This is a genomic window from Flavobacterium sp. UBA7680 (assembly GCF_002482975.1).
Lineage (GTDB): Bacteria > Bacteroidota > Bacteroidia > Flavobacteriales > Flavobacteriaceae > Flavobacterium.
Window position 1 is genome coordinate 47054 of record NZ_DLHA01000024.1, and the last position, 14272, is coordinate 61325.

A 14272-nucleotide genomic window follows, 5' to 3' on the forward strand; every position below is an offset into this window, starting at 1 on the left:
ACTTTTTAATGATTTTAGCTGTATATTTTTTGCCTTGTATTGCATTCTAAAACATAAACTCCAGGATTTAATGTGCTTACATTTATATTTGAAGGCATACTTGCATACGTTTTACTAAACACAGTTTTACCATCTGTGGTGTAAATTTTGATTTGTGTTTCTCCTTCAGCCTTATCTGCTAAAAAGATGTTTAGGTTATCTATAACAGGATTAGGAAATACTCTAAAAGCTTTTGTTATTTTACCCAGTATCATACCTTTTGAATCAAACGGCGCCGATATTGCACTATTACAGCCATTATTATTTATAATTTGTAAGCTGTAATTTCCTTCCCAAATTGTAATGATCGATTTTTGGGTCGCATTTGGTATTGGTCTGTCGTTTAAATACCATTGATACGAAGCAGCTTCGACCGAAGAAGTTAATTTTTTATCTCCCACAGCTATAATCTCTGGTACAATATTGTTTTCGGAAATAGAAATACTGGTGTTGAAAGTTTTTCCAATACCATTTCCATTGTAAACCGTTACATAATAATTACCACTTTCTGTTGTAGTATAAGTAGGTTCTGTTGAGCCGTTAAACCATTCGTATGATTCATAATTTCCCGGAGATAAAACAACTTCAGGGCCACATACATTACCGCTTACTAATTCAGATTCAAAAGTATCGAATGCAGCAGTTATAGTCTGTGTTAATGTACATCCGTTTTTCATTACAGCAGTTATAGTATAATCTCCTGCTTTATTTATTTCTATATCGTTTGTAGTTTCACCTGTGCTCCATTGATAGGAAAGGACATCTAATTTTTTGATGTTAAAATTAGTTCCCGCATCAATGTATAGGCTTTTTCCTGTGTATCCGTATATAATTGGGTTGTCAAATATTTTAAAATTTGATGAAACTTCCTGATAAATAAAATTCTTTATTTCATTATTGTTCGCAATAGCATCGTTTTCTAATTTTGCCACCACATTGAAAACATGTGAATCACCGCTTGTATCAAGCTTAGGCTGTTTTTTGAAAATATATTCTATGCTTTGACCAACTGGAATTGCAGCATTGATAAGTTCTGAAATAGTTTCAGCGGTATTAGCATATTCTAAATCTAATTGAATAGCATTTTCTTTTATTGCAATTTGTCCTTCATTGGTTAGCTTAACTTTAAATTCAGAACCGCCACACACATCTTTTGGTGACAAAATTTGAACAGATACATCTAAAAGAGGATCATTAATTACTTGTAAATCATCAAAAACCATATAAGAATAACCGGCTGCTTTGGCATGTCTAAATCTAAACATTACAGATTTTCCGGCATATTTGTTTAAACTCACAGTTCCTTTCTGCCAATCTTTATCAACATAAATTCCTTGTTTAGAAGCTCTCCATACTTCCTGCCATTCACCTCCCGTCGTTTTAATATCAACAATAAGGGCATTGAGATAATTACTTTGCAGCGCATAATAAAATTCTAATGCTGTTGCTTTGTTAGATAAGGTATATAATGGAGTTATTAATTCTCCATAAGCAGAATAATTTTCTAACTGATTGTAGAGCATAGTTGCAGCAGTATCGCCGGTGTGATCTTTTTTAGGCAGTGCTAAAAAGGTATTGTCAGGCTGAACAACTGCTCGCCAGGGATAATTTTCATCACTTTGATTGGAAACAAATCCTTTTGACCCAAACAATGAACCTTGAGATAAGTTTGAAAAAGGTTCAAAATCTAAGTTTGGCGCTTTTGGCATAACCTGAAAAGCTTGTGTAAGGCTTTCTGCTTTTTCTTTTGCTTGTCCGTTTACAATTAATTTTACTGTAATCTCATAATTTCCTGCTGGAAGTATTGGCAGACCGTCTATTTGATAAGCAATTGTTTGATATTGCAATAAGTTAGTATTTCTATCTGATACAATTGGTTCACCTACCATTTTACCATTTTGTGTAATCTGATATTCGATCGTAACCTTGTCAATTGTATTGTAAAATAAATTTTTTGCGCTTACAAAAAATTCATGTGATGGTTCATCTTCACATACATTTTCTGGAACACTTAAGTTAGACAATTGAAGATATTCGGCGGTGTCTTTAATTTGAATATTGTCTACTGCAAAACCGCTGGCAAACAATCCGTTGTCGTCATGCTGAAATGCAACAAGAACACAAGAATTTCCTGCATAAGCACTTAAATCTACCTGATATTCGATCCAATTATTGATATAAGGCATTTGAAAAATAGTGTTCCAGTTTTTACCTCCATCGGTACTTACTTTTACATATCCGTCAGAAAGTCCTGCGCCATCTCCAAAACCATCAAATGTTAAGTGTGCTTCTTTATAATTGCTTAAATCAAATACGGGAGAAATCAACATATCGTTTGATGAGTCACAATTACATTTATCATCATTGCTGGCCATAAAATGCGAATGCTCTTTAATACGCCATCCCGGAGAATCTAAATCAGTATTTGTTCCGTATTTCCAGCCGCCACTGTTCTTGTTTTCAGATGTTCTCCATCCTTTGTATTTAGAAACATCTTCAAAATCCATAATGTACGGAAGAACAGATATTTTCATATCATTATTACTCCAGTTATCATAATTAAAAGTAAACGTATTATTATCTGGCTTAATATCCTTACTCTCGGGATCAGGAAAAACAGAAACCGAAATAGTATTTTCGCCTATATTTTTTAAATTGATATTTGGGATAGAGTAGGTTATAGTATCTCTGAATTTAGCAAAAACTAATTGGGCCTTTTCAGTTTTAGAAAAAACCTCTTTTTGTTCACTATCTAAAATTTTTACCGTAACATTTACCTGTTCGCTTGTGGTTGCAAAATTATTAATGATTTGAGCCTTTATAGTAGCATTATTATTGTTAACAGTACAAGTTCCGGCATCTATATTTGCAGCAATAACTTCTAAATCATAAGGAGCGTTGCTTACTACAATATTGTCTATAAATGCTCCTAAAAAGCCATCATTATAATCATCTGTAACTACACGAAAACGAATTGCTCCTTTTTTACCCGAAAGCTCATTTAAATGTACTGTTATTGGTGCTTTTTCGAAACTATTGTTAATTCCTGTAAACCAAGGCCCGGATAACAAGTTGTTGAAATGTATTGTTTCCGGATAATCGATGCCTGTAACTTTTTGCCAGTTTTGATTGTCTTCAGAATATTCAACAATTAATCCGTCATAACCTTTATGAAATAGAGAAATTATATCAAACTCAACGTACGGAAAGGCAACATTGGTAAAATCAAATGTTGGCGATTGCAATGTAAAATCAGCATTAAGCGCCATTCTTTCGCCATAATTAGCCAGATTGACCGTTACCCATAAATATTTTGAATTAGTATCTCTAAATGAATAAGGAGTTGGCTGCCATATAAATTTTTGATTTGTAAGTATTGATTTTGAATACCATCCGCCAGGAGTTCCTTCAAAACCTTCATAATATGGAAATTCAGTTATAATGCCGTTATAAACTGCATTGACTATGCTGTTATTAGTTGTTACGGGGTCTTGGCTGTATGTTACAAAAGCTTCATAAGTGTGCAGACCGGCTGCAGATAAATCGATAGTGACACCAAAAGGAATTGTCATTTCTGAGTTCATTTTTAGGGCTGTTTCTAATGTAATTTCTTTCCAGATTATTTCATCTTGCTGAAGTGTATTATGATATCCTATTTTTATTGGAGAACCCGCCGGGATATTCTGACAGCCCAAATTATAAACCGTAACAGCTAACGGATGATTTGCCGAAAGTACGCCGCCTGTATATTCCGGAAGATTTAGCCCTGTGACTTTAAGATCAAAATCTTTTTGACCAGGAGGAACTACTAAATTTGAAACAAAAGAAACCCCATCTTTTACGCCAAACTCTTCAATAGCTTTAAAGTCAAGTTTAACTTCGACATAATTTACAGTTGTTGCACCTACTTCGTAAGGAATCTGATCTTGTATTTTTATAGTTGTTTCTTCACCTATGCCTAAATCTTTATCAAAACTAATAAAACTGTCATTTGTATAAAGAGATCTAAACCTGCCGCCAAAAGACGGTATCATTAATCTTAATTTATAATTTAAATTTTCGTTTGCTTTAATAATTACAGATCCGGTATTTTTAATTGTAACATAAAATGGTTCGTCACCTTTTAAAGGGCCACAAATGGCTATAGGTTTTTGAACAGAAACCAGTGTTATTTGTTTTTCTGTAAATCGAGCCCCAACACCAATTGCGTACCATGCATTGGTAACTTGTTTGTATTCTTCAGAGCTTAATCCGTACAAATCTTCTACAGCCATTAAAGTTGCCTGGCGCATATCATTAAAGTTAGAAGAAGGAGATAAATATTCGGTAAGGGTTATATAGGCGATTTTTTCTGCTTTGGCAAGACCAATAGCTTTTACATCATAACTATTATTAAGATCATTTATGCCTTGACCGCCCTCGCTTAAAAGGTAAAACCAGTAATTTGTAATACCGCTGTTAATGTGTACACCTCCGTTATCAAAATTAGTGTTTAATGGATTTGCCCAATTTTTTCCGCCATAAGTGTCGGGTTGGTTTTGTGCTTTTGGGTTCGACATATTTCTCATGCTTCCATGTTTATACATTTCGTTACCCAGCATCCAAATGTTTTCTTTAGTATCTTTTCCAACATAAAATTCAACAGAAACACCAAAAATATCGCTGAAAGATTCGTTTATAGCACCCGATTCTCCCTGATAAATTAAACCTGCAGAAAACTGTGTTACAGCATGCGTTAGTTCATGTGCTGTAATACCCAGACCAACAAAAGGCGAGTTATTGTTTCCGTCACCAAATTGTGCCCAGCCGCCAGTCCATGCCGCATTTTCGACATTAGTGCCTAAATGTGCAAGGCCAATAACTTCCATCCCGTTGTTATCAACACTATTTCGATCAAATTTTTCAGCGTAATAGTCTATGGTTTTTTGCATGCCCCAGTGAATATCTATTGCAGCTTCGTCATGATTTTTATTATAGAGTTCATTCCAAATGTTGTCTTCATCGATAAACTCTGTAATTACTTCATCTGATGCACGATTGGCATGGTTCATATTTAAAGTAAAAATGGGAACTTTATATTTTCCTTGTATGGCTTCTAGTCTGTAACCGTCAGAATATTGTTTAGTATTAAAAGTGACGTCACCGGCATATCGTGCTTTTCCTTTACCCGGACTTTGCCCCGGAATATTAACATCACGATTTAAATCCAGTGTCAATATTGTTTTTCCTGAGTTGGCATCAACATAGATTGTCTGGCTGGACTGCGGATTGGTCGCATAAATATCAAATTTCCATGTTAGATGATATTCTGTTAATTGTGGAGAAAATTCAGGCCCAACATATACGAGTTCACCCTGCGGTTTTGTGCTTATTTTTTTATTAAGTATAGAACCTATTTTTTTACTCTCCCAAATATATTGCTTGGCATTTACGGTTTTAAGAGCATTTTGTAAAGCTGTTGCAGCACTTATTTTATAATTACTGTTTGCAGGTAATTTTTTAGCAGTATAACCAAAGGCGTCAATTTTGGTTTTATTTTCCCTAATCTTATAAATTACTCCTTCAACCGGAATTGAATTATGCTGCTGCTGATAAGTAGCAAGGATTCTGCCATGATTATCAGAAATTGATTTTAACTGCATTTTATCAGATCCTGTTAAATCAAAGTCTTCCTTTTTAACTTCAAATATATTTTTTACAGTTAAATTGGAAGACTTGGCAAATGATTTAACTTTTGTGCTGACTGAATCTTGCGTTTTGCCAGCAGAGCCTACAAGTTTTTTTTCAAATAATTTTTGGCTTTGTTGTGCTTGTTTTTTGATTGATTCGCTTTCTGCTGCAGAAAGTTCAATACCATTTATCTTTTCTTCTTTTTGAGAGAAAAGATTATCTGCATCATTATGCGGGTTTAAATTCGATTTCTTGGTACTTTTTTCTACTGCATTATTTGTAACAGACATTGCTGCCGTACTTGGGTTGTTTTTGTTTGTATTTTGAAAAATGGACTGTGCCATTCCTGTGGAACAGGTAAAAAAACTTAACAAAATAAACAAATACCTGACTTTTAAGTAAATGTGGTTCATTTCTTTTGATTTTAAATTAATACTATAGTTTGTTGGTAAGTAGAGATTGCGCTTAGTAATAGTTTATAGCACAACCATAAAAGAAAATTTAAAAAATCAACTTGGGGGTTGATTTTTTAAATCTTTAAGAATTTTCAGGAGGGTAATCTTTTTGGTAATTTTTTCTTCTGAAAAATGGAATAAACTTGTGGAAGTTTTTTTAATAGGTTTGGTAAATATAGAACGAACGGATTTTTTTAAAGAAAAAAGGACTATTACAAAAACACTCTTAGGTAAAAAAATGTTACCTGAAAAACACTCAAAAAAAAATAAACCGAACTAAATCAAGTGATTAGTTCGGTTTGTTTTTTTGTTAAATGGAGTTACAATGTATTTAAATAAGTAGAGAGATTTACTTTTTCGTTAGTTAAATCAAACTTTTTGCGTAGTCTGGTTCGGGCATTTTCGATCGATTTAAAAGACTGCCCTGTAATTTGAGAGATTTCTTTTGTAGTTAAATCGAGGTATAAAAGAGCACATAATCTGCGGTCTTTTGGGGTAAGTGAAGGATAATCGACTATTAATTTGTAAAAAAAAGATTTATGGACTTGTTCAAAACTTATTTCGAATTCCTGCCAGCTATTTGTATTTAAGTTTTTTTCCAAACGTTTTAAAACTAAATCAATTGATTGCTGTACTTCTTTGCTGATGGTTTTGAGTTTTATTTTTTTGAGGTCATTCAGGATTTCATTGATACTGTCTGTACGATGTATTTCGGACATTGCTTTTCCTATAAGAACTTTGTTTTTAGCATCTAGATTTTGGCTTAACGCCTTCATTTTTGTTCTTAGTTTCTCTTTTTCGAGTTGATTTTTAATATTTGTTTTTCGGTATTTTATTAAGAGAATAATTAAAACTAACGTGCCTAAAATTAATATCAATCCAATTATAAAATATTTGAACATTTTTTTTTGCTCAATAAGTGATTTTATCTGACTGCGAACTTTATACTCTTGTTCGAGCTTAATTTTCTCCAGATTTATTGCTTTTTCTTCAACATGTATACTGTCGTTGATGGTATTATATTTTTGAAAATAGAAAACGGCATTTTTATAATCCTGTTTATTTATATATACCTGATAGAGTATTTTGTTCAGGTTTAAGCCCGAAATACTATATTCATTTTCCCTGCATAATTCCAGTGCCTTTTTTGCATTTAGAATTACGGCATCATATTTTTTTTCGCTTAAATTATAAGCAGCAAAAGATTCATAAACAAATATCTGAACTAAATTATTGCCTGTATTTTTTACTAAAGAAAAAGCTTTATTAAAATAATATTCGGTATTGGCCTGATCTTGTTTTAGCGCATAAGCTCTTGCTAAATTGGTACAGACATATATTTTTAAATCATCATCATTTATGGTTTGGTTAATTATACGGGCTTTATGATAGTAGTATAATGAAGAATCTAAATTTTTGTTTAAATAATTAGTACCCAGATTGTTTAAAATTTTGACAAGCTTAACCGGATCATTTTTTGATTTTTGATAGCGATATACTTTTAAAAAATATTGTAGTGCTTTTTCTTTATTTTTTCCCTGGCTGTAAATAATTGCAAGATTGTTTTCTACTTTGGCTGTTTCCTCCGGATTATCATTGTTTTTGTAAATATCAAGGGCTTTTAAATAATATTGTAAAGCAAGATCTAAAACCTCTTTTGCCGAATACATTTTAGCAGCAGTAATATAAACCTGAGCCAGCGTTAGTTCTGATTTTTCTGTTTTTTTTTGCTTCAGTTTCAGCCAGCTCTATATACTTTATAGCTCTGTCCCAGTCAGAATTTTGAAGTTTTAATGCAATTTTGCTACATAACGATGCTTTTTTCTCGTGATTACTAATAGTATTTAAACTATCGATCATTTCTTTTGTTGAAGATTGAGAATGAATATCCAATGAAATAATGGAAAAAAACAATAAAAATATTCGTAACCTCATATAGTACAATTCTGAATGATTAATCTCAAATTTAAATAAAAAAATAAGATTAGTACTATAAAAATTACAATTCAAAAAATATTATTATAAAATGTTACTTATAATTTATTTTAATAAATATCATAAAACAAACAAACCTGTTTCTTTATGAAACAGGTTTGTTTATAGTGGGTTTTTCAACAAAATTTCTTTTACTTTTCTGTTCGTTTTATAAAGTTCTTGATCAAAACAACAACTGAAAACACAAAAACAATACTATACACAATTGCCAGTGCAGGTTTTTCAAATTTTAGCGTTTCAAAATCAAATTGTTTGTACAGTGCTGCGCCTAAAATAATGGCTACAATACTAAAAGTAAATACCGGTACATTGTTTTTGTTCTCCATATATTTGATATTTTGGTTTATAAAAGGTTAATTATTTAATAGTTTTTCCAGCGTTTCCTGTTTTTACTTCTCCGGCACGTTTATAACTGGCTAAAATAACTCCGGTTGTAGTTACAGTACTTTCTGTTAAAGTAAATCCTGATGGATGCGCAGTATTGTCAAACAGCTTTTTTCCTTTGCCAAGTAATAGCGGATGAATTTTTAGTTTGAGTTCATCAACCAAATCATTTTTTAAAAGTAAATGAATAAGCTCGCTGCTTCCCCAAACCTGAATGTCCAATCCTTCAGAATCTTTGAGTTTCTTTATATCAGACAGACTTTTGATGAAATTAGAATTTTTCCAATCTGATTTTTTTCTGGTTTTAGAGAAAACGTATTTATTACCTTCATTAATTCCCGGCCAAAATTCTGTGTTTTTAGGCCAGTATTCTTCCCAGATTTCAAAAGTTTTTCTACCCAAAAGATAATCGGCAGGTTTGAGTTCATTTGCCACAGCTTTACTGTAAACTTCGTCGCCAAATGGTGCTGTCCAGCCTCCAAATTTAAATCCGTCTGATTTATCCTCTTTTGGTCCGCCCGGAGCCTGCATAACCCCATCTAGCGAAATCATTGACAAAACAATTATCTTTCTCATAATATATTGATTTTGTGTGTATACAAATTTAATTAACTATGCAGAAATATTGATAAATAGAGGAATATAATCGTAAAAAGCTTTTCGGTTTTTTGTTTTTATTGAAGTTAACCGAAGTAAATTATCTTAAGTTTGAATAATCTGTTTTTTGATTAACTTCATTATAAAATTGAGCTTTTTGATACGTGTTTTCAATAGGCTGATCTATGTTTTTAATTTTATCTCTGATCACAATTATCATATATAAAATTAAAATGAAGGTTATAAATAAACCAAAAATATTTAGAAGCAGCATCCCAATCCCATGTTCATCAACTTTTTCTTTTGCATAATCATATTCTACTTCAGCATCAATTTGATTAACGTCTGGATCTTCCGGCAAATAATGTACTGTCAAATATTTAATTAATCGGTTAGGATCTTTTGGTATGAATTCTTCGGTTGTAAATGTATCATTGTAAACTTTATCATTTATCTTAAAACTGTATTTAAATTCATAGGAAGATTTATAATAATTGCCACTCTTATTTTGTGTTGTTACATATTCATTGTCAAGTTGTGCAAGTACAGTTTTTCCGTTTTTTAATAAATTTTCTATTTTGTTTTTATAATGGCTGTCGCCATAAATTCTGTCGTATGTATTATTACAGCAAACGGCAAATAGTAGAAGTAATACAAATAAGAATCCTAAATTTTTAAGTAAAAAAATAACTTTTATTAGGGGATCAGCTGAAGATTTTTTTTGATTCATTTTAATCGTTTATAGGTTATGTAAATTTGGGGTATATTTAATAGAATGCGTATTGAGCTTAAAGAGAATCCATTCAGAATGTTTTAGGTTTGTTTGTTTTAAAAATGGTATTTCTGGCAGGCCAATATAAGAAATGTTTGCCTAAATAATGAACCCATTGTATTAAGAAACAGAAACCAATATTCAATCTTGCTTCCTGAAGATTTTTCGTATTTTTAATGCCAGACAAAAGCAGCTTTAATAATGGGATTTTACATCAACAAAGAACATTTGATTCATGATATTGAATATCCTTCGAGATATCAATCAAAAAACTTACTTAAAAGTGTTACTATTGTTTTTGTTCTAATATTAATGTTTCTTTTATTATTCAGGCCTTTTGGAGTTTATGATCCAGAAATGAGAATGCATTATTTTTTTATTTGTTTTCTTCACGCCTTATCACCCGCATTAATACTGTTTATTTATTTTGAGGGACTTAATTATATTAGAAAAAGCAAAAGCGAAACCGAAAATTGGACTTTACTCAAAGAATATTCACATATTGGAGTAGTCCTGGTTTTAGCAGGTTTGTCAAGTTTTTTTATGCGTGATCTGATTTACAACAATACCAGCAATTGGTCATGGCGTTACCTGTGGGAAGAAATCAGAAATTGTTTTGTTGCAGGTATATTCTTTTATCTTTTTCTAAGATTATCCAGCTTTTATTTTGAATCAAAAAAAGGCTCTCCGTTTGTATTGCAATTTACAAAGCTAAATATTGAATCAAAAACAACAAACCTTCAGTCAAAACTTTATGTCAATACTCAGGTTAAGCAAGATGATTTCAGTCTGGACATAGACGAATTATTATTTGTAAAAGCGGATGGGAATTATATCGAATTAACAAAATCAAACGGGTCTCAAATTTCGACAGAATTAAAACGAATTTCTCTAACTCAATTTGAAACCCAAATAACTGCTTATCCTCATTTTTTTAGATGCCACAGAACCTATTTAGTTAATATGTTTAAGATCGAAAAAATAGCAGGAAATTCTCAAGGATACTTATTGTCGTTTAATGAAACGAATGCAAAAGTGCCGGTTTCCAGAAAACAAATCGATAGTTTTAACAGCTGTTACGAACAACTCAGAAGCAAATATACTGCCTAAGCTTGTTGCTCATCACAAAAGCTAGTTACTGATAACATGTGCTCATACAACTGTTTTTTCTTGTTGTAGGTTTGCCATCAGTAACACTAAATCTATTTATTATGTCATCTGCATCAATCGCTTTGAATCAGGATTCTGGTTCGTCAAACAAATTAGTATACATCGACAATATTAAAATTTTATTGACAATATTAGTTGTGCTTCATCACACAGTTATTGCCTATAGTTCTTCAGAAGGCTGGTATTATACAGAACAAACTGCTCTTATGGGAGCACGTATTCCTATGACAATGTTTGTAAGCCTCAATCAGTCTTTTTTTATGGGATTTTTTTTCCTGCTGGCAGCGTACTTTACAGGTTCTTCTTATGATAGAAAAGGAGCATCAAAATTTATTAAAGATCGTCTTGTAAGGTTAGGAATTCCAATATTATTCTACTCCTTTATACTTTCTCCATTTATCAGCTATTTGGTATATTATTTTGCAAAAGAACATCATATTACTTATTTTCAATATTTAAGCGGATTTGACAGCTGGATCGATTTAGGTGTTACATGGTTTGTAGCGGCATTATTGCTTTTTACATTGATTTATGCAGGAGCAAAAAAAATATTTAAAGTTAGTTTCGAAAAATCTGTAGAAGTGCCAAAAACCTGTACCATATTATGGTTTGCAGTAATACTGGGAATCATCAGTTTTTTAGTTAGAATTATTTTTCCCGTCGGATGGGTTCTTGAACCGGTCGGATTTCAATTAGGACATTTTCCGCAGTATATCGCCTTATTTATTGTTGGATTACTGGCTGCCAAAAACAATTGGTTGGATAAACTTTCTGATAAAGCCGGCAGAGATCTAAAAAAAGCATGTTTACTGCTTTTTCCGATATTTTTTATCATCAAATTTAATCTTAATACACCTTCTTCCTGGTTTTCCGGAGGTTTTCATTGGGAGGCATTATTGTATGCAGTTTGGGAACAATGTATTGGTATTTCTATACTAACAACATTATTAATTAAAGGAAAAAAAAGATGGAATGAATCTTCTGTAATGCTTACTAAATTATCACGCAGCAGTTTTGCGGTCTATATTTTTCATCCATTAGTAATTGTTGGTTTTACGCTCGCGTTAAGAAACTGGGCAGTTGAACCTGCAATAAAACTTTTGGCTGCAGCGCCATTAATAGTTATAGTAAGTTTTATATTTGGATCACTTATTTTATTAATTCCCGGAGTTAAGAAAATTATTTAATATAGCTATTCGTGTTTTTTAGAAAAGAAAAAAACACGAATTCTCAATTTTTAATTTCTATTTTAGCAACGCAGAGATCAACAAAGTTTTCTGTTTCAAAACTGAAATTAAAACAATGCTTTTTCTACTTTTTATAGCAATTTTATTTGGTGGAGCATTTATTTTAATAATTGTTTTCAGGATTATTGAACCGGCTTATTTATTAATGTTCAACAAACCCTTATTTTTATTTTGGTATCCGGTTTTAAATAAATTAGAACCTCAGGACAAAGCAATCCTGCGTCGTGAATTTTCATATTATTTAAACCTTTCTGATAAAAAGAAAAGCTATTTTGAACACCGTGTAAAAAGTTTTATTAAACGCTATAATTTCATCGGAAAAGATACAGACGTTACTCAGGAAATGAAATTAATCATTGCCGGAACTTACATAATGCTGACTTTTGGAATGCGAAATTATCTCCTCGAATTATTTGAAAACATTATCGTTTATCCGTCTGCATATTATTCAACTATAAATGATGAATATCATAAAGGAGAATATAACCCAAGGATGAAAGCAGTCGTTTTTTCGTGGGAAGATTTTTTGAGCGGACATCAAACAAAAGACAATATCAACCTTGGACTTCATGAGTTTGGACATGTGCTGCATTTTTATTCCAGAAAAAGTTCAGATCCGGGAGCCGTTATTTTCTATGATGAATTTACTGAAATCGGAAAGTATTTTGACGATGAAAATTTAACCAATCAGCTTAAGGAAAAGCACTATTTTAGAGATTATGCCTACACCAATAAATTTGAATTTCTTGCTGTGATTCTGGAACATTTTTTTGAAACTCCGGAAATCTTTAAAAAAGAATTTCCGAAGTTATATGAACATGTAAAAGCTATGATTAACTTTAAAGAAGAAGCTTAAACGTCTGCTTAATTTTTAGGAGCTAATCCAGCCATACACTATATCTTTTGCGGCGAACCCCGCCACAAAAGGATGCCGTTTCTGTCTGGGCTAGGACACCTGTTTTCAAAAGAAATTTCCGGAAATCTATTTCGTATTCTGTAAAAAATTATCGATGTAATTTACTACCAGTGGAATATTTTGATGCTGAGGAGCATGCCCTGTTTGCGGCAGAACAATTAACTGTGATGTTGGAAGCTGTTTGGTCAGCGGATACCAATTTTCTACAGCAAAACTAGTATCGTGATCTCCGGAAATTATTAAAATTGGTGTTTTTGTCGTTTTTAATTTATCTCTAAAATTATCTTTGTCTTCGGCGGCGCCTTCACCTCCGGCAAAATACAATTGAAAAGTCTCCATTGTCGAAGGAATTTTAGAAACATCAATTCTTTTAGCAATTCGGTCGTGAGAAGCTTTTGCGGCTTTTCTGCTTTCTTCAGACTCTGGTTCGAAGAAAAGTATAACTTCATCTTCAAAATCATTTATTGGTTTTAAAGCATGGTCCAGAAAAGATTGTTCAAGCGGTACAACTCTTTTCCCTATTGGGCCAGTTCCTAATAAAATTGTATGGGTTGCCAATTCGGGATATTGGTGTGTTGCGGCTTGTGTGACCAATCCGCCATACGACCAGCCCATTAAAATGGCGCTTTTGATTTTTAAGAAGTCGGCAAGATCTTTTACATCTTTGGTCACTTCTTTAATATCTGTTGGAAGTGTTCCTGTTGAATACCCAATTCCCGAATAATCAAAAGTAATAACCTGATGTTTTTCTGCAAGAAGATCCAAAAATAACGGATCCCAGGTATCAAGTATTCCTCTAAAGCGGTTAATTAAAATAATTGGATTTCCCTCGCCAATTGATCTGTAAGCGATTGTTCGGCCTGAAAGTTCGGCAAACTGAGTTTCTGAATTTGAAGCGTTTATTTTTGTGCTCATTGCTTTAAGTTTTTGGTTAATAATGAATTACTAAACAATTTTAATGCCTTTGAAAATTTTATTTACAAATCAAACCTTTACAGGATTTGAGCCATTATCTTTCTATTTTTAT

10 protein-coding genes are annotated in these 14272 nt (G+C 32.1%); 3 read left to right on the forward strand and 7 right to left on the reverse strand.

The features are described 5' to 3' along the window. Window positions 1-14: 14 nt before the first annotated feature. From B3C18_RS09495 to B3C18_RS09520, 6 genes are all read right to left on the reverse strand, one after another. Window positions 15-6122 carry a M4 family metallopeptidase gene (locus tag B3C18_RS09495; RefSeq protein WP_291145940.1) on the reverse strand — a complete coding sequence of 2036 codons (6108 nt, stop codon included), beginning with the start codon at window positions 6120-6122 and terminating at the stop codon, window positions 15-17. 362 nt (window positions 6123-6484) lie between these two features. Continuing rightward, window positions 6485-7834 (reverse strand): tetratricopeptide repeat protein, encoded by a 1350-nt coding sequence (locus B3C18_RS09500; RefSeq protein ID WP_291145943.1) that lies wholly within the window; start codon window positions 7832-7834, stop codon window positions 6485-6487. A 1-nt stretch (window position 7835) separates the two neighbouring features. Then, window positions 7836-8099, reverse strand: a complete 264-nt coding sequence (locus B3C18_RS09505) for a hypothetical protein (protein ID WP_291145946.1) — start codon at window positions 8097-8099, stop codon at window positions 7836-7838. Between the two features lie 191 nt (window positions 8100-8290). Continuing rightward, window positions 8291-8485, reverse strand: a complete 195-nt coding sequence (locus B3C18_RS09510; RefSeq protein ID WP_291145949.1) for a hypothetical protein — start codon at window positions 8483-8485, stop codon at window positions 8291-8293. Window positions 8486-8516: 31 nt separating this feature from the next. Beyond that, on the reverse strand, window positions 8517-9119 hold the full coding sequence (locus B3C18_RS09515; RefSeq protein ID WP_291145952.1) for a dihydrofolate reductase family protein: 603 nt from the start codon (window positions 9117-9119) through the stop codon (window positions 8517-8519). A 121-nt stretch (window positions 9120-9240) separates the two neighbouring features. Next, entirely contained in the window at window positions 9241-9870 is a 630-nt protein-coding gene (locus B3C18_RS09520; RefSeq protein WP_291145956.1) for a hypothetical protein, read from the reverse strand. A gap of 243 nt (window positions 9871-10113) precedes the next feature. Between B3C18_RS09520 and B3C18_RS09525 the strand changes: the two genes are divergently transcribed. The 3 genes from B3C18_RS09525 to B3C18_RS09535 all read left to right on the forward strand — a co-directional run bounded on the left by B3C18_RS09525 (window position 10114) and on the right by B3C18_RS09535 (window position 13185). Beyond that, complete coding sequence (locus B3C18_RS09525) at window positions 10114-11022, forward strand: LytR/AlgR family response regulator transcription factor (RefSeq protein WP_291145959.1); 909 nt, start codon at window positions 10114-10116, stop codon at window positions 11020-11022. A gap of 101 nt (window positions 11023-11123) precedes the next feature. Beyond that, window positions 11124-12269: an acyltransferase family protein gene (locus B3C18_RS09530; RefSeq protein WP_291145963.1), complete on the forward strand. Its 1146-nt coding sequence runs from the start codon at window positions 11124-11126 to the stop codon at window positions 12267-12269. Window positions 12270-12384: 115 nt separating this feature from the next. Further along, the gene (locus B3C18_RS09535) at window positions 12385-13185 is read left to right on the forward strand and encodes a zinc-dependent peptidase (RefSeq protein WP_291145966.1); all 801 of its coding nucleotides are present in this window, start codon (window positions 12385-12387) and stop codon (window positions 13183-13185) included. Window positions 13186-13311: 126 nt separating this feature from the next. Here B3C18_RS09535 and B3C18_RS09540 read toward each other — a convergent pair whose 3' ends face one another. Next, window positions 13312-14160 (reverse strand): alpha/beta fold hydrolase, encoded by an 849-nt coding sequence (locus tag B3C18_RS09540; RefSeq protein ID WP_291145969.1) that lies wholly within the window; start codon window positions 14158-14160, stop codon window positions 13312-13314. Between the last annotated feature and the right edge of the window lie 112 nt (window positions 14161-14272).